Origin of the sequence: Caproicibacter fermentans (assembly GCF_009746625.1) — a bacterium.
GTDB classification, from domain to species: Bacteria; Bacillota; Clostridia; order Oscillospirales; family Acutalibacteraceae; genus Caproicibacter; species Caproicibacter fermentans.
The window spans coordinates 17716-40925 of record NZ_VWXL01000011.1; the positions used below are offsets into that span (position 1 = coordinate 17716).

The window sequence follows — 23210 nt, forward strand, 5'->3', positions numbered from 1 at the left end:
GAGTTGCGGCCCCTTTTCGCGTGAATGGAGGTTTTTGCATGCCGGAAGAAACAAAGAACAAAAAGAAGTTTCCGCTTTGGATGTATCCGAAAAGCAGAAAGCTGGTTTCGGACTGGTATCGGCGGGATAACTGCCAGAGCCAGAGCGAATTTATTGAAAAGGCGATCAAATACTACTGTGGCTACATCTCCGCGGAGGAAGGCGTGCGCTATCTTCCTGCCGCAATCACCACGGCCATGACCGGCATGGTGGACGGCATGGAGAACCGCATGGCGCGTCTGATCTTCAAGCTGGCGGTGGAAATGAGCATGATGATGAATGTCCTTGCCTCCACCGCCGACGTGGACGAAGCCACCCTTCGCCGTCTGCGGGGCAAGTGCGTCGGCGACGTAAAGAAATCAGTCGGAGCCGTAACCTTCGAGGATGTAGCAAAATTCCAGAAGGGTGAATGATTATGCCCCGGATTATCTTCAAGTGCCGGTATCTGAAAAACGCGGCTGCGCACGCGGAAAATCTCGTGACCTACGTGGCGACGCGGGAAGGCGTTGAGAAAATCCCGCGAAACTGGCGGAGCCTCCCCGCCACAGAAAAACAGAAGCAGCTCATTGCGGACATCCTCGCGCGGTTTCCCGATTCCGACCGGCTGTTTGAATACGAGGACTATCAAAACAGCCCGACCGCGGGAAACGCCTCAGAGCTGATCTTGGCGGCGCTGGATCAGAATCTTGATCAGCCGTCGCACCAAGAGGTCTACGTCAATTATATTGCCACCCGCCCCCGCGCCGAAAAGCTTGGCGCCCACGGCCTGTTTTCCGATGAAAATACGCCGCTGGTGCTGTCGCGGGTGGCGGAGGAAGCAGCCCAGCACACGGGCAACATCTGGACGCCGATCATCTCTCTGCGGCGTGAGGACGCCGCCCGTCTCGGCTATGACAACGCCGTCGCGTGGATGGCACTCCTTCGGAAGCAGCGGAACATATTCGCGGAGCAGATGAAGATCGCGCCGGAAAATCTCCGCTGGTACGCCGCTTTTCACAACGAGGGTCATCACCCGCACTGCCACATGATCGTCTATTCCGCCGATCCCCGCGAGGGCTATGTCACCAAACCGGCCATCGAGAAGATGCGGAGCGGCCTCGCGCGGGAAATCTTCCAGCAGGATCTGCTCCAGATTTACTCCGAGCAGACGGAGCGGCGGGATTCCCTGACCACCGAGAGCCGGGATACCCTGCGGGAGCTGCTGGAGCAGATGAAAAACGGAACCTGCGCAAACCCGGTCATTGAGGATCTGATATCCCGGCTGGCGGAGCGGCTGAAATACACGGCCGGGAAAAAACAGTACGGCTACCTGAAGGCCCCGCTCAAGGAGATGGTCAATCAAATTGTGGATGAGCTGGCGAAGGACGAACGGGTGGCGGCGGCCTATGCCGAATGGCAGGAACTACGTAACGAGGTTTTGCACACCTATAAGGACCATCTGCCTGAACCCCAGCCGCTTTCTCAGCAGAAGGAATTCAAGCAGATTAAAAACATGGTGATTGCAGAAGCGGTCAGTCTCGGCAGTCACCACTTTATATTTGAGGGCGATGAGGATGCGGAAGCTGCTTTTGAGGAAGAGCATTTCGAAGATTACGCAGATACCAGTGATCCACAAACGGAAAAACATACCCATGAAGACGATACATCGACGGTGAATCCTCCAAATGAGATAGAGCGTCTACAAAAGCTGGCGGCGCAAGGAAATTCATTTGCACAGTATCGGCTTGGAAAGCTCTATCTGCTGGGCGAAGACGTTCTAAAAGATGTGGGTTCCGCTATCCGGTGGCTGACTGCCTCCGCGGAACAGGGCAATCAGTACGCTCAATATGCGCTTGGCAAGCTCTATCTGGCGGGACGCGACGTCCCACGCGACCGGGAAGCCGCTATTCGCTGGCTGACGCGATCTGCGAAGCAGGGCAACATTTACGCGCGGTTTTTTCTCGATCATCCGGACTCCTTCCGAGATCCGTCGCTTTCCCTCGCAGCGACAAGGCTCCTGCACCATCTGAGCCATATTTTCCGGGAGGAACAGGATCGGCTTCCCGGAGGTCCGCGCATGCAGGTGGAAAGCAAGCTGCGGCGGAAAATCCGGCAGAAAAAGATCGCCCAGGGTCACGCTCCGGACGATCATGAGCAGAAGTTTACTACTTACTAAACAGGAGGGGATTCTCATGCACAGGTCGTTTGAAAAAACACGGCGAGAAAAAGAAAACCTGATCATAAAACAGAAGCAGCTCAGTAAGCCGCCCGTTCACCAGCGGGTGGCCTTTTTCTGCGCCCGGCACGGGCACATGCGCTGCGGAAAGCGCAGGCACTGACAAAGGAGGGTTTCCGGTATGGAGTATGTGTATTTTACAGACGAGCAGAAGCAGCGTGCCAACTCTGTGGATCTGGTGGATCTTCTCCAGCGACAGGGCGAAAAACTCGTCCGCTCCGGACATGAGTGGCGATGGAAACGCTATGACAGCGTTACCGTCCGCGGAAACGAATGGTTCCGGCACAGCCGCAAGGAGGGCGGCCACGCCATCGACTTTGTGCAGGAGTTCTACGACATGAGCTTTCCCGAAGCGGTGCAGTGGCTCCTGGGCGGCGAGAGCGGCGTGGAATGGAACCAGACGGACAAGAATGCCCCGGCACCGAAAAAGGAGTTCGCTCTTCCGGCGCAGAATCCCGACATGCGGCGGGTGTTCGCCTATCTCATCAAGCAGCGCTTTATTGACCGCGAGGTGCTGTCGCAGATGACACTTGGCTGTTCTACGCTATCTCCCGCCTTTGACTGATACCCCAACTCGGCATACCCTCGTAAGCGCTTATGATACATCCGTTCCAGCACTTTGACACGAACGTCAACGTAATCGTAGATGCGTACCTCACATTTTCCAGCAAAATCCCTATGTAATCTGCCGGCATACTGAGCCAAAGTCCCGCGCCATGCGATGGGCATGGTAAGAAACAGTGTATCCAAGCGTGGCTCATCGAAGCCTTCACCAATATATTTTCCAGTGGCAACAACAATGAGAGGCTGATCCGGCGGTATTGCTTTCAGCGCTTCCAGCTTTTCGCGCTTTATCTTTTGTCCATCACTTCCGGAAAGCAGGAAGACATTGACACAGGCCGTTCCCAACAGTTTTGCCAGCAGAACGGCATGTTCTCTACGTTCTGTGAGAACAAGTGGCGAACGGCCCTCGTTCAATGCGGATATTACATCCTTTACAATAAAACGATTGCGCATATCATCGTCAGTCAGTTTTGAACAGACCTCCTGAATGGTCAGTTCCGTAGCATTCGGGATGCAGGTCGGTATAAAGCGTGGAAGAATAAAATGCCCAAAATCACTTTTTTTTGCTTGTTCCTTGGCGTCTACACGGTAGCGTATGGAACCGCACTGCATAAAAATAATGGGCTGGTGCCCGTCAGCACGAATCGGTGTAGCGGTGAGTCCATAAACATTTTTCGCTACGACAGCAGACAAAACTTTTTCGAAGCTTACTGCAGAAACATGATGGCATTCATCGCAAATGACCATCCCATAGTCCCGTACAAGCTCCTTTACTGCATCTCCGTCGGTTAGTGACTGCATTGTGGCGATGTCTACGATACCATTCAAAGTGTTTTTTCCAGCACCAAGCTGGCCGATCTTGCGGAATGCTGCCAGACGCTTGATCCTATTCAGTGCCGCATTGGACATTCCTTCTTTCTTAATGTAGATTCCATCTGCCAGTGTAAGTTCGACTGAGTCGGGAAAATCCGTCCGTCCAAGTTCTGCAGGTTTGGAATGTTTCCACGGTGTTTCATCTTCACCGGAATTCGCCAACTCACCGAGTTCTCCGCTATGGCAAATAGTACTTATCAGTTCGTCCAATTGTTCAAGGGGTCAATCTTTTCACACAGGATAAAAAAGCCCATTGATCCGGCCAGGGGTCAAAGTGATCGTTAACAAAAACACTGTTTCCCGCCCGGCGTGCCATACCCTGAAGGGGAAGAGCAATCAAATTACCAAATCCACCCTTTGGCAGGGTATCCTGATTGGGAAACAGCCTGTCATAGGATTCCATTTTCAAGGTGGCATGACGCTCCATGGCACGGGAGAGCAGGCCGCTTCCCAGTTTTCTAGCCTTAGCGGCTTCCACGGGCTCAGAAAAGAAAAACCACACATGCCCACCATTTCCCGAACGTGATCGTTCAACTGCCGGTGTAAGGCCGAAATCTCTGCATGTCCCGAGGAACGCCGACACATCTTTCTGCCAACCTTCATCGTCGAAGTCTATCGCAAGAATACATGTTGTTTCATCCTGGAGCATAGGGAACAAACCAACTACATCTCGGGCATATTCGTCTTTGCCTTCCAGATGTCGGTAAATCACGCTGCCTGTTAGTGGCAAAAAAGCACGGTTTGGGCAACGCCCGCAAGGGGTTGCTCTTTTGTCACATAGACCCCGCTGCCATTCATTTTTGCAAGCGGGCGAATATCCTGCCTGTCCGGTTTTTAAATTATACCAACGTTTGGCATAAACATCACCGCGTCCGCAGAATAGAGAGCGAAACAATGAAATCTTCTCACTGGAAGAGCTTTTGTTCTTGACTTTTGCATCTGAAAAAGAAAACATTGCATTTTCTTCGTGTGTTTCCCATACATCAGAATGACAAGCAAGCTTTGCTCCACTTTCGCTTTGACATATTACAATCTCGTCTTCACAGCCAATCATTTTGAGCGATTCCAGCCATGTATAGCGATGCCCATCTATAACTGCCGTATGCCTCATTTCAGAGAATACCTCGTCAGTTTTCCGCTGCCAATCTTTACTATTGTTCCCAGTTCCATCATTTCTTTTAAAAGGGTAGAAGTCCTGGTTGTTCCGAGATTCAGGAGAGTTTCTAGCTCTTTTCTGGTAGCACTCTTATGCTGGCTGAGATACGCCTCTATCATCTGGTAGGTAGGCTGAGTCGCAGAGATATTTTCCGCAAAAGATACTGCTTCGTTATTGCGGTTTGGCAGAACAACACGGAATGCTCCGTCCACATTTTCAAACACAGGCTTTTTTGCAGCTTGGGAATAGCTGCTCATAATTTTACCGATTCCCGTCCCATATGCCTCGATTAGCCGCATTCTGTAAAAGAGTGCTGCGAGCTTTTCATTTCTTGGCTGAGATGCCCCCAGCATAACGGCTTCGAGAGAAAGCCCTGAAACAAGGCCGCCTAGGGAAATAAACTCTACTTTGTCGGTGTAAACATTTACAAAAGTGCTGCCGCTGAAGCTATAATCGCGATGGACGATGGCGTTAAGCAGAGTTTCACGAATGGCTTCTGTAGGATAATCACGCTCATCGTTCCGTATCAGGCCCTGAAAAGTGGCCTTTGTTTCATTGTAAAAATCAATCGCACGATAAGTATCTTCGAGCTGCTTGAGCAGCGACCCGGAAAACTCCTTTCTGTCCCTGAATACAAGCTTGTCTGTTCCCTGAAAAACAGCCAGTTTAACAGAATGCTTACACTGATCAGAAAGCAGAAGCCCCAGATTGGTATAGATCCCGTCACTTGTCATGATTCCGATGTTTTTTTGTTGTACCGCGCCAAAGTCTATTTTGCGCGAGGCAAATTCCTTTTTAAGATATGTGAAGGACAATTCCTGTATCAGAGATCTGTTGTTCTCGAAAGAATCTCCGTCTGTCTCTTTAATCATTCTCCGTATCGCATCTTCCGAAGCCGGTACAGACGCCGTGCCTTGGCGCACATATACGCCGGATGGTTTCATGCCCTTATCTCTGAGATAATAAGGCCGCTTTGTACCGCGAGACACTTCAATTTTCACGGCGGCTTTCCCATCTTCACTTACAAAAGAAAGCTGCGTAAATAAAGTAATGTCGGGGCTGATTCCATCTCGAATGGCATTGGATGCCTGCTGCATGACAAAGTCGCTATTTTCCAGCCCTACGAATTGCCCATTATCGCGGATGCCTATATAGACCGTCCCACCATCTGAATTTGCAAAGGCGACAACTTCCTTCTTGATTTCCGGAACAAATATCTCTTTAAACTCAATTTGTTCAGTTTCGTGAATCATTTTATGACACCTCCGATCAGCATTCTTTCATACTTTCATTCTTTCACTGATAGTAACACAGTGAGTGAAAGAAAGCAATAGAATGCTGTCGAAATGTGAATCTCCATCAATAAATTTCTCTCCTATAATAAAACAAGCAAAGCCCAGCAAACAATGTTATCCGCAATCGAGAACTGATTTATGAAGTTTTGCGGATATAAACCGCAAAAGTCAGTTTGACGAAGATGGATAAAAGGCCGAAGTCCTCCAATATCAAGAGACACAATCATTTTTATCAGGCAGAAGAAAATCCTGATTTTTCAAATGTCAATTATCGCATTCTGGTCGAAAATAACCCGTGCAGGTTTGTACCGTTTGACACCTGGCTTTCTCCGTCCGAGTGTGGTATTGTGTGTACTGCCGACGGCAGTACCGGAGAAAGCCACGCGAAAGGAGAACGGAAATGAAACGAATTACAGGTCACTTGACCTCAAAAAATCAGAAATGGTACGCCGTACTCAACCTTTATGACACGAGCGGAAAACGTTCACAAAAGTGGGTCAATCTCGATTTAAAAGACCAGCGCGGCACAAAAACGGAAGCCAATCACCGGCTCGCTGAAATATTGGCGCAGTACAACACCGGCGACCTGTATTTGCAGGAGAGCATGACTCACGCGGACCGGGAACGCAACCGGATTACCAACATGCTGGTCGAGGATTATCTTCGGGAATGGCTGGAGCAGCACAAGCCCAATATTTCAAGCTCCACCTATCTGAATTACAAGAGGATGATCAACGGCAGGATGACGGCTTTTTTCAAACCGATGAAGCTCAAGGTGATGGATGTCAGGCGACGAAATCAACGCTTACTACACGACGATTCGTTCCGACGGGCTGAAGGGCACGACGGCGCAGCGCCACCACGCCATGCTGCACAGGGCTTTCCAGCAGGCGGTAAAGCGGCGCATTATCCCCACGAATCCCTGCCTGCAGGCCGACAGGCCCAAATCCGTGCCGTTCATCGGCAGCTACTACAACGCCGAGGAGCTGAAAACGCTTCTGAACTGCGTCGAGGGGGACCCGATCCGCCTGGTCATCATGCTGGCGGCCTACTACGGCCTGCGCCGCAGCGAGGTTCTGGGGCTGAAATGGTCGGCGGTGGATTTCACCGCCAAGACGGTCAGCATCCGGCACAAGATTCTGGAGGAGGAAACCAAGAGCGGCATCGTGCTCAAGGGCTACGACGTGATGAAAACCAAATCCTCCTACCGCACCCTGCCGCTGATTCCTCACATCGAGGAGGAGCTTCTGGCGGAGCAGGCGAGGCAGGAGGAAATGCGGACGGTAATGCGCGGTGCTTACGACAAAAAATATTCGGAGTACATATGCGTAGACGCCTTGGGCGGCCTGATTACCCCACAGTATGTCAGCAGTCATTTTCAAGTCATTCTGAAAGAAAACGGGCTTCGAAAAATACGCTTTCACGATTTACGGCACAGTTGTGCCTCGCTCCTGCTGGCAAACAATATTCCCATGAAGATGATTCAGGATTGGCTGGGGCATTCCGATATGGCGACCACCGCCAACATCTACTCCCACATCGACAGCTCCAGCGAGCTGGCCAGCGCCAACATGATTGAAGAAGTGCTTGGAGTGACCGATGACGAGGATAATCCGGAGAACGACAAGGACGAAAAACCGGAATAAACTCTCCGAAGGTTCGAACCCACGCAATGTCGCAGAAGACTTTCCCATCTTGCAGTTTTCTTGCAGAAAAAGCCTAGAAAAGCCGCAAATCCGCTTGCCTCGATTTCTACCAAAGTGGGGGAAACAATGTAAAAACAGATATAAAAATGTCCTAAAAGCCCGAAAAATTCGGACTTTTAGGACAAATTTGGCGGAGAGGATGGGATTCGAACCCATGTGACGTTGCCGTCAAACTGATTTCGAGTCAGCCCCGTTATGACCACTTCGATACCTCTCCATATATTTTCAACCGATTGCTCGGCGAAAAGGCGATATTCAGTTGATTGCAAAATTGCGAGAAAACTGCAAGATGAAAATTAGAACCGCTGTAAAATAGGAGCCGCAAACCCGCATGAAATCAGGCTTCTTCGAGCCTGTCCCATCGCCGACCACACGCGATTTTGAAGGGTCAGACCCGTGACGGCCGCTCTGACACGCTTGAGTCTATGCACGATAAGCGTGCTTTCTTATTTTACTGGGAAGCGCTGAAAAAGTCAAGGCTTTTTCAAAAACAATCAGCCGTAGGCCTGAATGGAGGAGGCGCTCTTGGCGTCATCTGGAAGAGTGACGGAAGGCGCGGAGTTAATCTTATCGATGTTCCCCGATAGTTCGCATTTTGTTACATGAACCGATACGCTGCTGCCGTCAATATTTTTGAAGATCTGATTGACCGCGTCCGTCAGGTCGGCTTCAATCCGGACGATTTTTCCGGTGCCTGCGTCAATGTAGCAATAGCCGTATAAATCGGGCGCGCCGTTGAGCAGAGCCGGGACCACCGTGCTGGAATTTTCAGCCATACCCGAAACCGTCACAATATTTTCCACTGCACTGCGCAGAATTTCACTGCTTAGCTTTAGCTCAATCTTATGGACTTTCCGGGAATGCAGCGTCGTTTCCCGCACATATTTCTGGTCTTCCGCGTTGTTCAGCACGCGGAGAATATCCACCTGGGCCGCGGGCGAAGTGTCGAGGTTGCCCGCGTCGGTTTTCTGCCAGACCCCGTTTGGCTTACAGTAAAAGCTCGGTTTGCCGTTCTCGGTCAGGGTGTACGTCTCATTGTCGCTGGAGATGCCGTCATTCTGGATTTTCTGAACCGATTTTATTGCGAACGGCTTTGCCGTGTATGTAATACTGTTGGAGGAAGAATAGACATGTTGGGCGCCGTTCGCCGTAAACACAAGGTTCTGGCTGATGTCGGCGCTGCAGCTTTGTATGGAATCCGCGTCCGTTTTTGCTTCCCGGAACAGAACGCCGGCGTCGGGTCCGCCGGAACAGGCGTTGCACATTATCGCGGCGGCAAGAAACAGAAGCGCGGAAAAAATGCGATTAATTCGTTTCATGATGAACCTCTTTTCAGTCGATCTGAGCCTGTCCCCATTATAATGGTTTTAGAGTATGTCCGCAACCGGATTTCTTCCCCCGAACTTGACAGTTACCCTCCTGACAGCGTAAAATAGATGCAAAATCAACTGATTTCTTCCCTTTGCGCACTCTAAATTTTTTAATTAAGGAAGTTGCCCGCATGAATCAAATCAGCAGCCTTGCAATGAGTTTCGCCTCCCTTTCCGTCTATCGCGGAATATTAAACCGGCCGGTGCCCGCGGCGCTCTGCCGACTGCTTCACGCGGCGGGCCATTCGCAGCGGGAATTTGCGGAAGCGTGGGGCGCTTTCTTTTCCGCTCTTTGCGGGCAGGAGGGAAGCTCAAACCTGCGCGGCTGTCTCGCCAGGGATGTTTTATACGACCAAAACGCGTTCTCTCTGGCGGCGGCGCGGGGAGAGGAGATTGGCCGCACGGTTTTGGACGCGGCGCGGCGCGACCTGGACGTCGTCTTTCAGGCGGCTTCCGTCACGCCGGAACAGCTGCTCGAGGGATGCGACTTTGCGGACGGCCTAAGGGCGCTGAATCTGCCGCGGTGGCAAACGGGGGCGCTGCCCCCGCCGTTTGAGGCCGGCGGCGGAACTTTCGCGGACCGTGCCGCCCGGTATTACCGTGAAAACGGATGCGGCGTATACGCGCGCTGCCGGGCGTTTATCTGGCGAGGCGGAGAAATCAGGCCGGTTTTGCATCCTGACCCGACCGTTCTTTCCGAGCTTACGGGTTATGAGGATCAGCGCCGGACGGTGATTGACAATACGCTGGCTTTTCTTAACGGCCTGCCCGCGAATAACTGCCTGCTGTACGGAGACCGGGGCACCGGCAAATCCTCCACCGTCAAGGCGATTCTGAACGGGTACTGTCATCGCGGCCTGCGGATGATCGAAATGCCGAAGGAATCCCTCTCCGATTTTCCCGTCCTGGTGGACAAAATCGCAGAGCTTCCGATGAAATTTATCGTTTTTATCGACGATCTTTCCTTTTCCCGCCAGGATGAAACGTATGCTTCGCTGAAAGCGGTGCTGGAAGGCGGCCTTGCGGCAAGGCCGGAAAACACGCTGATTTACGCGACAAGCAACCGCAGGCATTTGCTGCGCGAAACGTTTTCCGACCGGGAGGGCGATGAAATCCACCGGGGCGACACGATTCAGGAAAGCCTCTCGCTTGCGGACCGGTTCGGGCTATCCGTCAATTTCAGCCTTCCGGCGAAGGACGAATATCTGGAGATTGTACGCGGGCTGGCCGAGCGGAGGGGGCTCGGCGGCCATATGAAGGAACTTGAGGAGGGGGCCGAACGCTGGGCGATCGGCCGCGGAGGGCGTTCGCCGCGCTGCGCGAAGCAGTATATCCGCGCGGCGGAGGCCCGCATTCGAAGCGGCCGGAAGCCGGAGTAAACCGAGACCGAGAAAAGGAGTCTGGAATGGGAAAAAGATTTTTGGCCGTATTCCTGGCGGCGATGCTTGCGTTTTCCGCCTTGTCCGCCTGCAGCCGCGCAAGTGATATTTCTTCCGGAGCGGGGGATAAGGACTTTCCCGTTGCGTTCGGGAATGTGACGATTCAAAAGGAACCCGCCGGCGCGGTGGTGCTGTCGCCGAATATCGCGTCCGTGATTCTGTCCATCGGATATGAAGCGACTCTGAAAGCGAGAAGCAAGGACTGCACGCAGAGCGATCTTTCCGTTCTGCCGGTCGTTTCCGCCGACGACGCGCAGAAAATACGCGACCTTGGCGCGGACATCGTTTTCGCGGATTCCCTGACCGAAGAGCAGAAATCCTCGATGGAAAAGGCGGGACTGACGGTCCTGACTCTGCAGCCGGCGGACAGCCGGGAAGGATTGGAAAAGCTCTATTCGTATGTGGGCTCGGCGCTCAAAGGCGCGCGGACCGGCTACCGGAAAGGGCAGGACGCGGCGGCCGGAATCTATCAGACCATCGATGACATTACCCGCGTTTTACCGGACAGCGACACACCGGTCACGGCGGTGTATCTTTATGACGCGAAGGGCGCCGCCGCGACCGGCGACACGCTCGCCGGAAAGCTGATTGACGCTGCCGGGCTGACCAATTCCGCGGAAGGCGGAAAAGATAAAACCGTGAAAGTCTCCGATTTGCTGCTGGCGGACCCAAAGTACATATTCTGTGCCAAAGGCGTCAGGTCCCTGCTGGAAGCCTCGCCTGATTACGCAAAATTGACGGCGGTGAAGGAAAAACGCGTTTATGAGATGGACCCCGGCCTGATGAACCTTCAGGGGGAGGAACTGGTCCAGGCGGTCAGCTTTATGGCCGGAACCGTGCATCCTGAGCTGCTGGGTTCGGCCTCCTCGTCATCCGGGGCGGCCTCTTCCTCCTCTTCCTCTTCTTCGGGCGCTTCTGTCGAGACGAACCTGAATCTGGACCAGACTCTGAAGAACGGGATGCAAAGCGACGACGTTTTGAAAATGCAGAATCGTCTGGAACAGTTGGGATATATGTTCGTAAAGCCGACGGGGCTTTATGCGGAAGGAACCGAGCAGGCCGTAAAAGATTTTCAGCTTTTGAACGGAATGACGGTAACCGGCGTGGCGGACCCCGCGACCCTGAAAAAGATGTTCTCCTCCGACGCGGTCAAACGGCCCGCTGAATAAACGCAAAATTGCCCCGGCGGCTTTCCGCCGGGGCGCTTTTCTTTTGGTCAGGCATTGACAAACCCCGCGGCTTATCTTATAATAGATAAGCATTTGCGCATGAGAACGAGTCTTATGCGGGAAGCATTTTGAATGATTTGTCTCCGTAGCTCAGCTGGATAGAGCGTCCGCCTCCTAAGAGAACGAGGAGCGGACACCTTTTGGGGAGGACCCCGCCTTAAAACTTCATATACGTCTCCGTAGCTCAGCAGGATAGAGCATCCGCCTCCTAAGCGGAAGGCCGCGCGTTCGAATCGCGCCGGGGACGCCAGAAATCACGCCGAAAGCCTTGATTTATCAGGGTTTTCGGCTTTCTTTTACTTTTCCGGTTCGTTCACCTTTGCGGATTTGCTAATAAAACCTGCTAATAAACGACCGGAAATTTGCTGCCGCTAATAGAAAGCGCATGGTCTGCATCAGCGGCCGGAAGAATTTTTTCTGCTAATAGAAGCCGGATTTTCCGACCCGAAAAACCGGTTTTGGGAGGCCCTTTGCTAACAGGCGTTTTTGACCTCCCAGCGTGACTGCTAATAAAATCATCCGTTATTAGCCGTCTGGATAGACTGAAGAACTTTTGTTAGCAGTTCCGGGTTGCTGGTAAGCAGCGCAGCCAGGGCATTTGCGTCCATCGAGGGCGCTTTTTCTGTTGCTGCTGGCTGTATGGCTGTGCCGCCCTGCTGATAGAACTGCTGCTCCATTTCAGAAGCCAGCATTCTTCGGTCCTCATCCAGAATGTGTGCATAGCGTTTCGTGACCATATCCGGTGTACTCCAACCACCATCGCCCTGTACCGCCTTCAGATCACCGCCGGACAAGCGAAGCTTTACGCCCGCGCTGGTATGGCGGATGCTGTGAAAAACAATCTCGCTGGGATCAATGGTGGGATCACCCATGGCTTCAAGAACTTCCTTAAAGCGTTTGTTCAGGTGTTCTGTCATGATCGGTCTGCCGTTTGCCTGACAGATGATAAGCCCATAATCCATATACCCGTCATCGCCCAGCTCGATCTTGAGCTTGTCCTGCATTTGCTTCAGAACCTTCAGCTTTTGGGCAACCGTCTCCGGGATGTAAACATTTCGGACGCTGCCCTCAGTCTTAGGCTGTTTCAGGACGATCAGGGTTCTGGTTCCGGGATACAGATTCGGAAACCGGAACATGATGTCCATTTTGGTAAGGGTATCTGCGAGTTTTTTGTCCACACGGTCGATCACCCTGTCGATATAGAGCATCCGGTTCGCGGGGTCGTATCTGTCCCACTGTGCGCCGCCGACCTCACCGCCGCGCATACTGCAGGCAAAGGCCAGATGAATCGCGCAGTGGATCAGATAATAGTCATAGATATCCGGCCTGTCCGTAAACTCCATGACCTTCTGGAGCTGCTCCGGCGTCAATGCGGCACGCTTTTTCTCTTTGTGTTCCGGGAGTGTTGCGTTCAAGAACGGGTTCTTAGCGATGTACTCCCACTTCACAGCCTGATTAAAGGCGCAGCGCAAAACCTTGTGAATATCATGGATAATCGAAGTCGTGAGATGCTCTCGCTTGGGTTTTCCGGGGTTGGTTACGGGTTCTGCCTCAAAGAGCAGGAAGTGATAGTAGTCATCCACGGTTTTGGTGCGGATGCTGCGGAGCTTTCTGTCTCCCAGGTACGGGTACACATAGTTCTCCAGCAGGCCAACATTCCCGTCATAGGTAGATGCTACCCACCGCTTCTCCCCGTATTTCTGAACGAATTCATGGAGAAATTCGCTGACGGTCATATCATTCTGTTCGATATGGATATTCTGAGACACCTCATACTCCAACTGCGCTTTTCTGGACTTTGCTGCGTTATAGCTGAGGCCGGATTCCCATACTTGATGTTTGTTTTTGCCTTCGCCTTCGTAATACACCACGGCGTAGGCTTTTCCTCTTTTTACGATAGATGCCATGTTTATTGCCCTCCGATCTGATTGAAGTTATCCAACCAGTTGTCGAAAGAGACTTTGGAGATCCGCAAGACCCTGCCCACGCGAACCACCTTGAAGCAGTCAGAATTACACAGCTCATACGCCTTCCTCCTGCTGATACCGAGAATTTCTCGTACCTCATCCACGGAATATGTTCTTTTGCCAACTGATGATGTTGTAGTTACAGCTCCGATTGCAAAGACCTCCTTTCACCGCAATCGGATTGATCGGATGCATCACAACGTACTTGTATTATATCTGCTGCGGAACATCCAAGCAATCTTGCGGCCTATGTAGTATTTGACGCCTTTCTCAAAATGGCGTTTGATTGTCTCGATCCATGTGGGATGAAACACCATGCGCCGCAAACAAGTCTGCTTGTGGCGACAGGTCTTGCATCTCACAAGACAGCCGCACCGAACAGATTGAAGCCATCATAACATAACGGTAAAGTTTCGGTGCGGCTGTATCAGTTGTTGCAAAAAGTATTGTCCGTCATTTTTGCCACGCATCCCTGACGGTAGGGATATTACAGGCCGCCCCTGGCAGGGCTGTCATAACTCCGCAGCGTCGTTTTACTCGTGCGCCACAGGGTTCCCCCTCAAGTCTGTGGGAGGTCGTGAGAAAGTATCGTTAGCCCCCGCGCTGTCATCGCGCCCGGATTGCCAAGCCGGGTCTAAAGCTCCGTTGATCGCTCTGGCAGTTTGTCTGTTCACCTCCTTCAAACTGCCGTCATCGCGCCGGGCCTTATGCCGCTACTCACGCGGGTTTCGTACCTGTAATACCGTGTATTCAGTTTTCAATGATCTCAAGGTCACGAGGAATAGCGTGTCCTTCTAATAACCGTGAGATTTCCGGGGATTACATTAGGGGTATTACAGACGATTTTTCAAAAATATTTCCATGTTCCGCAGCCCACGTTGGATAGATTCGCTGACGGATGCAGCACTCACACCTTCACTCTTGGCAATCTCGGATATCGTCAGGCCCATGAAGTACCGGGCGTTGATCCTCTTGGCCTGCTTGTCCGGCAAAGAAGCGATAGCGGCATGGAGCTGTTCCATCGTGACCTTGCGCTCATAAACCTCACAGGGTGTCATGGCCACAAAAAGAGCTTCGTACTCAATACCGTCGCCCCGATCCAGCGAGTAATGAGCCTTGTGGTAGTATGTACGGCGACGGTAGGCGGCCTCCAGCCGGTCATACTCCTGCATGATGGCAGCCACCTCATCAGGGACTTCAATAATGTAATCGTTCTTATAAAAATCGGGGTACTGTTCCCGAAGATTGATCTTGGTCATAAATAACCTCCATTTCGATTCATTGGTTATCGAGTGAATCGAAATGGAGGCGGAGAACGACAGCCAACGCTGCCGGTTGATTTATTGGTATGGGTGAATTGCAGTTCACCTGTCAGGGCATACTGGTTTTCTACCAAACATTGAAATTCATGTGCGTAGTCTGTAATTTAACCGGTATTTCCTGATTCATAAGCGGCCTCCTTGCTCATGTGGTGAATTACAATACATATAAGAGCAGTATTGCAATGAATACAAACGGAAGAAGGTGTATTGTAGAATATTTTTGAGGTGAACCACGATGCAAGATTATTTCCATTCTTTAGGTGATGCTGTAAAAATTGCCCGCAGCGAACTTGGGCTTACGCAGGAACAAGTTGCTGGCAAAATTGATGCAGACACGCGCACGATCATGAATATTGAAAACTATAAGGGAAACCCCAAAATGAAAACGCTGTTTCCTTTAATTCGCTTGCTGAAAATAGACGCTAGAGACATTTTTAATCCAGAGATGAAACGCGAAAGCCCTGCCATCCGCCAACTGCGTTTTCTGATTGAGGAATGCAGCGAACAGGAAGCCGCTGCGCTGATTCCTGTGATCGAGGCAGTCCTATCAACACTGAGGGCAAAAGATGCCAGTGAAATTAAATAAGCTACATAAATAGAAAGAGAGCCTGCATCCTAACGTCAGTAGGAAGCAGGCTCTGCGCTTTATGCGTCTGGCTCGTTGCTCAGCACCATTTTCAGTTGTACGACATCCACCCGGATTTCCTTCTTACACTTAGGGCAATACAACGGAAACTTTACAAGGACGGTATCTTCATACACCTTTGTTCTTGTTTTCCCTCCACAGATCGGGCAATATATCCATAGAGAGCTCTTTCGATTGTCTCCCACTTTTCATACCTCCAGTCACGGCGCAGCTCTGCGTTAATCGTCTGGCTTTGGCCTTCTTTTCAAGCATACCCAAATGGAGCCGGTAGACTACCATTACTTATAATTTATCGGCTCTACCTCTTGGCATCTGGCTTTCTGATGATGTGTTTCGTGTGCCTTCCTGATGGCTGTAGGCTCCTGCCTACCATTAACTTAGTGGTATATGAAAAGGATTCACCCTCCAACTTTTTTTGTACTTCCTGATAAATCTTCCTTTCCTGTTTGCTGTACTCGAATGGGATCGCAATGTAAAGAACAGCCTGCGGCCTGGTGGCTCCCTCATTGATGCGTGTGCTGTCGGCAACAATCAAATTTTCATCTATTTCTTTTATTTTCCGGCAAACAATCTCTTTAATCCGATTCTGCTCTGACGGACTTGCCGGAACCTCCGGCTCAATGGTTGCAACATATCCAAATTCCTTGTATATGTCACTTTTCAGGTCTGCGATAAGCAGCAAGAATCTTCCCTTGTCTGCATCACACTTTGTTCTGACAGTCAAAAACGCACCGTACCGTTCATATCCATAATCCAGTAACTGTAAATCAACGACTTCATCAATCATTTCTCTGTCATACGCCAGCACATAGCTCTTTAGCCGCTCCGACAGGGCTTCGTCTGCCACTTCGCCAAGAACACGCCGGGATATTTCTGCAAATGATTTCAGACCATTACGAATGAAATGTTTCCATAAAGAATGGTAAATCTTCAATAGTAAGCCTATGGACAGTATTATCTATAAAGGGCAAATGGCTGACAGTTACTTTTGAAGTGACTGTCAGCCATTTTAGTTGTCTAAAAAATTCTGTAGAGTAGATGCTATGCAGGTATTTTAAAAGTTTTCTTTTCTGCATCGTAAGCGACCCAATCTCCGCTTGGATAAGTATAACGAATCGAGTAGTTAGCTACAATTTGATTTCTATCCCGATTGTAACTGTGAGACAAAATTTTGTCTTCGGAAATGTTGGTGTCTGCCTTTTTCTTCTGCTCAATATATTTCTGAACCTGAACGTCTAATTGCTGTTTATGCACTTAATTAAAAGATATAAGAATATTCTTACTAATATCCTTCATCTACAACTTTCCAATCGGAATTTGTATCTGCTTTTGTCAATGCGATCCCTCTTGGCGGATCTTCAGAATTTTCGATTGCGACTGTAAAGACGATTAATTTATCTTTTTCATATTTTGAAGAGTATTGCTTATAAAGACGGTTGGTCGTATCAAACTGATATGATTTTGGTTTCCATGTAGTTCCTTTATAATACGCTTCCGCAATTTTTTTAGCGCTTTCAATTTCTTCATTTGTAAACATATTAGAACTCACTGATTCATTGCTAGATGGCGGTAGTACATTTGAATCTGACGATGACGAACTTACGACCATTCGCGATCGGTCAGAGGAAACATTATTACTATTCCTTATATAACTACAACCAAATGTTCCTATTGTTATTAATACTACCAATAAGGCCAGAAGGAACTTTTTGCTCATATATATACCTTCCCTTCAAAACTGAACTGCTACCACCTAAAAGGCGGTAGGTTCCATTGGCGGCTGGAAGCCACCTAAATATGGAAAACGTCGCTTTTATATCAGCCTAACACAAAATCAACAAGTAGTTTTCGCAGATCTTCCGCTTTTGACGGATTATGTTGACCTAAAGTTTTCGCCTAGAGGTGAGAGTTTTAATCCCGTATTCGTGATAATAAATAGGGGCAAATATTTGAATTTGCCCCCGAGAGATACTTGTTAACGCATGTTATAGATAATAAAACCATTTGACGATGCATAGCTTCTTAACGAACCATCAATTGTATCGCCTGTATGGGCGCCTACTGTGAAGTCAGGGCTTGAATAGCCAACAATAATCAAAGTATGATATGCTCTACCATTGCTATTCAATAGCGACACAGCATCACCTGTCCAGCCATAATTGAAGGAACTACTGTCGACACTTGTGAATTTTTTATAAGACGATGCGTTAGTTTGCCAATAACTTCTAAATGCTTGCGCACCTCTCCATGTTGAAGATACATTATTAGTGTTTTGAGTATTTCCTCTCGAAAACCAATTAGACCAGTTGCTGGCGGAAGACGCGCTTCCTGGTGTCCCTTTCATGGGCTTTCCACCAGCGTACAGGCATTGCGACACAAAATTGGCACAGTCGCCACCAGCAGAAGCCCAACTTGGATAGGCGGAATTATAATTGCGGTAATATTTTTTTGCGTAATTTACGGCTTGATCATAATTATAAGAGCCATTGGTTGCTAAGGTAGTACATGTATTCACCTTTTCGGTCGGCATATCTTTTGCTGCCAGTACTGATTCATATGCCGCAATATAGGAATCCACATATGTCATGTTAACATTAGGAATTTTTTTAATTGCGTCATAGTTTTGCTTTAAATACTTCAAATTGAATTGCCAATTATCCAAAGCAGTGCTAGCGCCACGTGAATTTATCAGATCTACAATATATTCCTCTTCGGCCATAACGTTTTGATATGCTTCGTCTACTTCATTGCGATTATTTCTCGATTGTATTTGTGATTTGGATGTTGCTTGACTTTTTTCCTTATAAAGTCTATCGATTAAATTGCTTTTTTCGGTCTTAGCTAAATCTGGATAAACTTCATTCACATAAGAAACAACACCTTCATATATTTGATCGGCTTGTTTCTTATTCTCAGAATTCCCATTAACTTTATCCGCAGCAAAACTTGGTACGGAAATAGCCAATGCCATTACTAACGTTAAGCCTAAACTGATCATTTTTTTCATGGAGAATTTCATTTTTTTCACTCCTTCAAATTAGTCATCATTTCTATATTCGAACATGATTTTTTGCTATTTTGATAGAGGCTTTCACCTCATTAATAAGTTCATTGGAATCACCCCTTTCCATCAAAATATATAGGAGAAATAATTAGCAATTTACGGTTTTGCTATAAAGAGTATCTGCCTCCGAACCGCTCGAACCACTCACAGAGTAATAAGTTGCGACGCGGTAAGTTCCGCCGGAAACCCTATAGGTTTTAGATACTGATGCCGAATAGGAATTCGAAGATGCGGACCAGCTTGCAACTCTATCCCAAGAGCCGCCGGAGTAGCGTTCCAGAGTGGATTCCACATCAATTCTCTTTCCAGAGGTTGTTCTTTGCACATACCCAAAGATATGGGCTGTCCCGTTGGAAATACTCAAGGTGCTGCTTACCCTGTTGATATAAGCATAATCAACGTGTATGGGCGAAGATTCCTTAGTCGACCTAGGTGTACTGGCGGCCAGCGCTGGACATGCGGCAGAAAAAACGATCAGAGCACTCGCTGCAAAGGAAATGATTTTTTTTGATAACATACGAAAGCCTCCCTTAATTTTGTCTTCTACACATAAAGACAAATTAGGAAGGCTTTTTGTGACAAACATTTTGGGAAAATTTATTTTTTTGATCAACTATATTTAGGGCTTGTTTGAAAAATCGACCCCCATTGTGCTATTTCAATAAAACCATGGTAGCGGCAATATAAACGAACGCGAGAAAAGACGCATCTAGCTTATCGTATCGAGTGAATATTCTGCGAAACCATTTGAGCTGCTGAAAGAAGCACTCCACAAGATGGCGTTCTTTATATGTATGCCAGTCAACAGACCACGGTTCCTTGCAGTTGTCTTGAGGTGGAATCGTATAGGTGGCTTTCTGCGACGATATATAATCGCGGATTGTCTGCGCTCCGTAGGCTTTATCACCCAGTATATTGCAGCCTCTGATGTCAATCTGTTTGAGCAAGGGAATGGCACGAATGGAATCATGCTCATTGCCCGGGCTGAGCATAAAGGAGATGGGGTTACCTAGACCGTCCACAAGCGTATGAATCTTGGTGTTACGTCCTCCTCTGGACATTCCCACAGCTTTATCCTCAGATTTTTTTCCCACCATTGGCGCTCTGATGCACTTTACATGACGTCGAATCTATGCTGACGTTTTCCATATCCGCATCACCCGACAAGGCATGGAAGATTGCCTCAAATACACCGAGTTTCCTCCATTTACGAAAACAAGCATAGACGGTCTGCCAAGGCCCATACCGTTCAGGCAGTTCTCTCCATGGTGCTCCGCTTTTGGCAATCCACAGTATCCCATTTACCATACTGCGGTTATCATATTTTGCCGGACGGCCGCGTTTTCCAAACTTCGGATGCTCTGCTGGCAGCATATTCTTGATTCGTTCCCACTGTTCATCTGCAATTTCATATCTGTGTATACCCATATCTTGAGTCTACATAATTTATCCATACTGTGCAACTTTTATTTTTCAAACAAGACCTAGAATCAGCGAAAGATGGTGGTTAAATATCGGTATGTTGTAATCCACTACAATTTGATTGGTAAGACAGGGTGATCTTCACTTTATAAGAATACGCCAAGGCGCTTTATGCTTTCATATCCAATCCCGAAATTGTAGCTATTCCGCTACTTTGTACTGAACCTGTCTGCATCTCAGCTCTCGCGGCGGCGTATGCCTCATGATAAATTGCCGTTGTTTCATCGTAAAACTTGCCTTCCACCTGCGATTGGTGAGGAAGCCAGCCATTCCTGCAATCATAAGACAGGATTTCCGTTCCGCTATTGTCATAGATAGACATAGACGCTCCATTTCGTGCGCCGACCTGCAACATCCCTGTAAACGGAAGTCCTGGGAGTTGAAAAAAACTTGGTAAACCATTTGTGTATTTGGCGTTCATCACCATAGGAGTCATCAAAGAAATCAACTTTGAACGGTCAGGCGATATATGCTGCGTTTTATATGCGTTGATATATGCTCCATATTTATCTCCCATGTATACACCTTTTTTTGCACCTTCCCGTGCCATTTTCTGAATGTTTTCAACCACTGCATCCGGCAAGGAACTGGTATTTTTCTTATCGGAAGTGTTTTCAGTAGAAGTGGTTTTATCTGCTTTTACAGTAGTTTGGGAATTTAGACGTGAGAAACCTCCCATGCTAAGAGAACTTATAGTCATAACATTACCCTCGTATTATAAAGTGTTTTTCGATATATATTATCGGCAGTTTTCGAAAAAGCTGAATATAGACCACAAATGGGAGGGACAACCTTTATAGCTTGTCCCTCCCACTGTAGAACAAGATTACTCCAAAACATATGAAACTGTCATCTGAGCGGATTTATAAGAAATACTGCCAAAAGAGCGAAGATCCATCATACGATCTCCAGTAGGACGTGTAATATTTGTCCCATAAACGAGTGCTGTCCAATTTCCAGAGGCCTGTTGTTGTAAAAAATCAACGTCGTCCGTCATGCCGTACGGCCTCCATGAAATATCGGCTGTTTTTCCCCTCGGGCTAGTTACTTCTATCTTTGAAATGACTATTAGTCCCAACATGTTTCTATTGTTATTGTTTATGACACCCCGCCCGGGATTAATCGCAATGGAGCGTACCACGGCATTGGATGGAAGGCTAGAGAATCGAAAGGTTACAGGCATACTCCATCCGCTTGCTCCTGGATCTAATGCAAGTCCCAGACTTTTGTTTGCGGTTACTGTTCTGCTGTCAGCTGAGGCATAAGGCATCGCCTCAAGCTGTGCATTGACCGTCTGTGTGTAAACTGTTTTGCCTGTAGAACTCGTGGATGTTTGTGTTTCGGCTGCAAACGCAGTAGTAGTAACCATTGCACAGCTGACTAAAAGAGCGAGGAATGTGGCTCCAAAGCGTATTTTTGTTTTCATGGTTTATACCTCCTTGATTATTGAAAAACCGTTCTCAAACAAGCTATTGTCCTCAGAAAAAAGGCGTACTTTTAATTAACCATTGGAATCACCCCCTAAATAATGAATATATTTATTGTTTTAATCTGTCTATTTGCAAAGACTAACAAGAGAAAGTTTTACTGCAAATTATATCTGACTCCGACTCACTCGAGCCGATTACAGAGTAACAAGTTGCGATTACAATAAGTTTCTCTGGAGACTGCTGTTGGCTCTGTTGATATAAGCATAATCAACATGTATGGGTGAAGATTCCTTAGTTGACCTGGGTGTACTGGCGGCCAGCGCTGGACATGCGGCAGAAAAAACGATCAGAGCACTCGCTGCAAAGGAAATGATTTTTTTTGATAACATACGAAAGCCTCCCTTAATTTTGTCTTCTACACATAAAGACAAATCAGGAAGGCTTTTTGTGACAAAAATTATGGAAAAATTTTAATCTTTTTTCATGGGTACACTTTCAGCAATCCGGAAGACCGTTTTGCGGTCTAAAGTAGACGATATCATATACATATAACGGCTGTCGTACCAGATCAGATTTTGTATGCCTTTATTGGAATAATACTGCGCAGGCGTCCCATTCAGTTTTGTATCTTCAATTTTGACGCCTTCCGTATTGATACGGGCGGATACATTTTCAAGCGGTTCCTGATCGTATGAAACAAAGTCTTTGCCTTTCTCATATTCGAGCATCACGATATCATTTTTTTCCTGATGAACCAATTGGAAACCGTCCGGGATATACGAGGGGATGTAAGCCTCAAAAACAAGGCTGTCTGTTTGCGAGGACGACGTTTGGCTAAAAAGGATTTGTGTGTATTTTTCATATATTTGGGACACAAATCTATAAATTGATTGCCGCACGGCGGAAACGCTCAGTGCCATGGAGAAGACCATAATAACTGAGACAAGAATAGCAATCCACCGTTTTCTCACTATATGGGATTTTGCAGTAGTTTTTCCAGAGCTACATTTTTGTATAAGTTTTTTCATGTGACGCTCAAATCTCTTGGAAAACACATGATTGATTTCATCGTCGGAAGGTAAAGAATCCAGGAACATGCGGTCGGCTGCTATAACAGCAGCTTTCAGGGATTCTTCTGAGTAGTTAGTCAGCATTTTCACTTGTCTCCTCATTCAGAAATTGCTGAATTTTTTCTTTCGCGCGCTCCAATCGCTTTCGGACAGTCGGTTCCGAGATCCCTAACATCTTTGCAATTTCTTCATTTGAAAACTCCTGAACATATTTTAACGTATTGTAAAGTTAAATGAAAGTTGAGGACTCGTCAGCCCTTCTGGTACAATGGTTTTGACACAAAACAATGTACTCCCGAAAGGAGACGAGTCCTCATGACAAAATCATACCAGATTTGCTGTC

Annotated in this window: 24 protein-coding genes, 2 tRNA genes and 3 pseudogenes; 11 read left to right on the forward strand and 18 right to left on the reverse strand. The window is 48.3% G+C overall.

Annotated features, from left to right (window positions below):
• Positions 1 to 38 precede the first annotated feature (38 nt).
• The 4 genes and pseudogenes from CAFE_RS01630 to CAFE_RS01645 all read left to right on the forward strand — a co-directional run.
• Entirely contained in the window at positions 39 to 452 is a 414-nt protein-coding gene (locus CAFE_RS01630) for a hypothetical protein (RefSeq protein ID WP_156989622.1), read from the forward strand.
• A 2-nt stretch (positions 453 to 454) separates the two neighbouring features.
• Positions 455 to 2194 carry a MobP3 family relaxase gene (gene mobP3 / locus CAFE_RS01635; protein WP_156989623.1) on the forward strand — a complete coding sequence of 580 codons (1740 nt, stop codon included), beginning with the start codon at positions 455 to 457 and terminating at the stop codon, positions 2192 to 2194.
• 16 nt (positions 2195 to 2210) lie between these two features.
• Complete coding sequence (locus CAFE_RS01640; RefSeq protein WP_156989624.1) at positions 2211 to 2357, forward strand: hypothetical protein; 147 nt, start codon at positions 2211 to 2213, stop codon at positions 2355 to 2357.
• 18 nt (positions 2358 to 2375) lie between these two features.
• Positions 2376 to 2774, forward strand: a pseudogene (locus CAFE_RS01645) (hypothetical protein); the annotation flags it as partial.
• On the opposite strand, the gene CAFE_RS01650 reads toward CAFE_RS01645, so the two are convergent.
• From CAFE_RS01650 to CAFE_RS01660, 3 genes are all read right to left on the reverse strand, one after another.
• Positions 2732 to 3727 (reverse strand): DEAD/DEAH box helicase, encoded by a 996-nt coding sequence (locus CAFE_RS01650; RefSeq protein ID WP_330593784.1) that lies wholly within the window; start codon positions 3725 to 3727, stop codon positions 2732 to 2734. The pseudogene CAFE_RS01645 and the gene CAFE_RS01650 overlap by 43 nt on opposite strands.
• A gap of 178 nt (positions 3728 to 3905) precedes the next feature.
• Positions 3906 to 4802, reverse strand: a complete 897-nt coding sequence (locus tag CAFE_RS01655) for a TOTE conflict system archaeo-eukaryotic primase domain-containing protein (RefSeq protein ID WP_156989626.1) — start codon at positions 4800 to 4802, stop codon at positions 3906 to 3908.
• Positions 4799 to 6100 (reverse strand): RNA-binding domain-containing protein, encoded by a 1302-nt coding sequence (locus CAFE_RS01660; RefSeq protein ID WP_156989627.1) that lies wholly within the window; start codon positions 6098 to 6100, stop codon positions 4799 to 4801. Before CAFE_RS01660 ends, CAFE_RS01655 begins: the two co-directional genes overlap by 4 nt.
• Positions 6101 to 6785: 685 nt before the next feature.
• On the opposite strand from CAFE_RS01660, the pseudogene CAFE_RS20585 reads away from it, so the two are divergent.
• Positions 6786 to 6905 (forward strand): annotated as a pseudogene (locus CAFE_RS20585) (tyrosine-type recombinase/integrase); the annotation flags it as partial.
• Between the two features lie 19 nt (positions 6906 to 6924).
• Complete coding sequence (locus CAFE_RS01670; RefSeq protein WP_156989628.1) at positions 6925 to 7788, forward strand: tyrosine-type recombinase/integrase; 864 nt, start codon at positions 6925 to 6927, stop codon at positions 7786 to 7788.
• 188 nt (positions 7789 to 7976) lie between these two features.
• Here the strand turns inward: CAFE_RS01670 and CAFE_RS01675 are convergent.
• Together CAFE_RS01675 and CAFE_RS01680 are read right to left on the reverse strand one after the other, a co-directional pair.
• Positions 7977 to 8065: transfer RNA gene (locus CAFE_RS01675), tRNA-Ser, on the reverse strand.
• Positions 8066 to 8342: 277 nt separating this feature from the next.
• A complete protein-coding gene (locus CAFE_RS01680) occupies positions 8343 to 9167 on the reverse strand; it encodes a hypothetical protein (protein ID WP_066648516.1) in 825 nt (274 codons plus the stop codon).
• Positions 9168 to 9349: 182 nt separating this feature from the next.
• Here CAFE_RS01680 and CAFE_RS01685 point away from each other — a divergent pair, with 182 nt between their 5' ends.
• From CAFE_RS01685 to CAFE_RS01695, 3 genes are all read left to right on the forward strand, one after another.
• Positions 9350 to 10597 carry an ATP-binding protein gene (locus CAFE_RS01685; protein WP_083210216.1) on the forward strand — a complete coding sequence of 416 codons (1248 nt, stop codon included), beginning with the start codon at positions 9350 to 9352 and terminating at the stop codon, positions 10595 to 10597.
• Between the two features lie 26 nt (positions 10598 to 10623).
• Positions 10624 to 11826 carry a peptidoglycan-binding protein gene (locus CAFE_RS01690; RefSeq protein WP_156989629.1) on the forward strand — a complete coding sequence of 401 codons (1203 nt, stop codon included), beginning with the start codon at positions 10624 to 10626 and terminating at the stop codon, positions 11824 to 11826.
• A 233-nt stretch (positions 11827 to 12059) separates the two neighbouring features.
• Positions 12060 to 12136, forward strand: a tRNA-Arg gene (locus tag CAFE_RS01695).
• A gap of 265 nt (positions 12137 to 12401) precedes the next feature.
• Here CAFE_RS01695 and CAFE_RS01700 read toward each other — a convergent pair.
• The 3 genes from CAFE_RS01700 to CAFE_RS01710 all read right to left on the reverse strand — a co-directional run bounded on the left by CAFE_RS01700 (position 12402) and on the right by CAFE_RS01710 (position 15112).
• Positions 12402 to 13793: a site-specific integrase gene (locus CAFE_RS01700; protein WP_156989630.1), complete on the reverse strand. Its 1392-nt coding sequence runs from the start codon at positions 13791 to 13793 to the stop codon at positions 12402 to 12404.
• A 2-nt stretch (positions 13794 to 13795) separates the two neighbouring features.
• Positions 13796 to 13957, reverse strand: a complete 162-nt coding sequence (locus CAFE_RS19885) for a helix-turn-helix domain-containing protein (RefSeq protein WP_242857906.1) — start codon at positions 13955 to 13957, stop codon at positions 13796 to 13798.
• 729 nt (positions 13958 to 14686) lie between these two features.
• Positions 14687 to 15112 carry a sigma factor-like helix-turn-helix DNA-binding protein gene (locus tag CAFE_RS01710; RefSeq protein ID WP_156989631.1) on the reverse strand — a complete coding sequence of 142 codons (426 nt, stop codon included), beginning with the start codon at positions 15110 to 15112 and terminating at the stop codon, positions 14687 to 14689.
• Between the two features lie 298 nt (positions 15113 to 15410).
• On the opposite strand from CAFE_RS01710, the gene CAFE_RS01715 reads away from it, so the two are divergent.
• Complete coding sequence (locus CAFE_RS01715; protein ID WP_156989632.1) at positions 15411 to 15761, forward strand: helix-turn-helix transcriptional regulator; 351 nt, start codon at positions 15411 to 15413, stop codon at positions 15759 to 15761.
• Between the two features lie 59 nt (positions 15762 to 15820).
• Here the strand turns inward: CAFE_RS01715 and CAFE_RS01720 are convergent, their stop codons facing one another.
• From CAFE_RS01720 to CAFE_RS01755, 8 genes and pseudogenes are all read right to left on the reverse strand, one after another.
• Positions 15821 to 16006, reverse strand: coding sequence for a cysteine-rich KTR domain-containing protein (locus tag CAFE_RS01720; RefSeq protein ID WP_330593777.1), 186 nt, complete (start codon positions 16004 to 16006; stop codon positions 15821 to 15823).
• Positions 16007 to 16119: 113 nt separating this feature from the next.
• Complete coding sequence (locus CAFE_RS01725) at positions 16120 to 16755, reverse strand: hypothetical protein (RefSeq protein ID WP_156989633.1); 636 nt, start codon at positions 16753 to 16755, stop codon at positions 16120 to 16122.
• Between the two features lie 348 nt (positions 16756 to 17103).
• Positions 17104 to 17538 carry a hypothetical protein gene (locus CAFE_RS01730; protein WP_156989634.1) on the reverse strand — a complete coding sequence of 145 codons (435 nt, stop codon included), beginning with the start codon at positions 17536 to 17538 and terminating at the stop codon, positions 17104 to 17106.
• A gap of 258 nt (positions 17539 to 17796) precedes the next feature.
• A complete protein-coding gene (locus CAFE_RS01735) occupies positions 17797 to 18840 on the reverse strand; it encodes an amidase domain-containing protein (RefSeq protein WP_156989635.1) in 1044 nt (347 codons plus the stop codon).
• 133 nt (positions 18841 to 18973) lie between these two features.
• On the reverse strand, positions 18974 to 19402 hold the full coding sequence (locus tag CAFE_RS01740; RefSeq protein WP_156989636.1) for a hypothetical protein: 429 nt from the start codon (positions 19400 to 19402) through the stop codon (positions 18974 to 18976).
• 136 nt (positions 19403 to 19538) lie between these two features.
• A pseudogene (locus CAFE_RS01745) lies at positions 19539 to 20313 on the reverse strand (IS5 family transposase).
• A gap of 163 nt (positions 20314 to 20476) precedes the next feature.
• Positions 20477 to 21067 carry a hypothetical protein gene (locus CAFE_RS01750; protein ID WP_156989637.1) on the reverse strand — a complete coding sequence of 197 codons (591 nt, stop codon included), beginning with the start codon at positions 21065 to 21067 and terminating at the stop codon, positions 20477 to 20479.
• 126 nt (positions 21068 to 21193) lie between these two features.
• On the reverse strand, positions 21194 to 21793 hold the full coding sequence (locus CAFE_RS01755; RefSeq protein WP_156989638.1) for a hypothetical protein: 600 nt from the start codon (positions 21791 to 21793) through the stop codon (positions 21194 to 21196).
• 280 nt (positions 21794 to 22073) lie between these two features.
• Between CAFE_RS01755 and CAFE_RS01760 the strand changes: the two genes are divergently transcribed.
• Positions 22074 to 22271 carry a hypothetical protein gene (locus CAFE_RS01760; RefSeq protein ID WP_156989639.1) on the forward strand — a complete coding sequence of 66 codons (198 nt, stop codon included), beginning with the start codon at positions 22074 to 22076 and terminating at the stop codon, positions 22269 to 22271.
• Here CAFE_RS01760 and CAFE_RS01765 read toward each other — a convergent pair.
• Together CAFE_RS01765 and CAFE_RS01770 are read right to left on the reverse strand one after the other, a co-directional pair.
• Positions 22268 to 22951: a DUF4367 domain-containing protein gene (locus CAFE_RS01765; RefSeq protein WP_166525043.1), complete on the reverse strand. Its 684-nt coding sequence runs from the start codon at positions 22949 to 22951 to the stop codon at positions 22268 to 22270. The genes CAFE_RS01760 and CAFE_RS01765 overlap by 4 nt on opposite strands.
• Entirely contained in the window at positions 22941 to 23042 is a 102-nt protein-coding gene (locus tag CAFE_RS01770; protein WP_233452669.1) for a hypothetical protein, read from the reverse strand. Before CAFE_RS01770 ends, CAFE_RS01765 begins: the two co-directional genes overlap by 11 nt.
• Positions 23043 to 23210 lie beyond the last annotated feature (168 nt).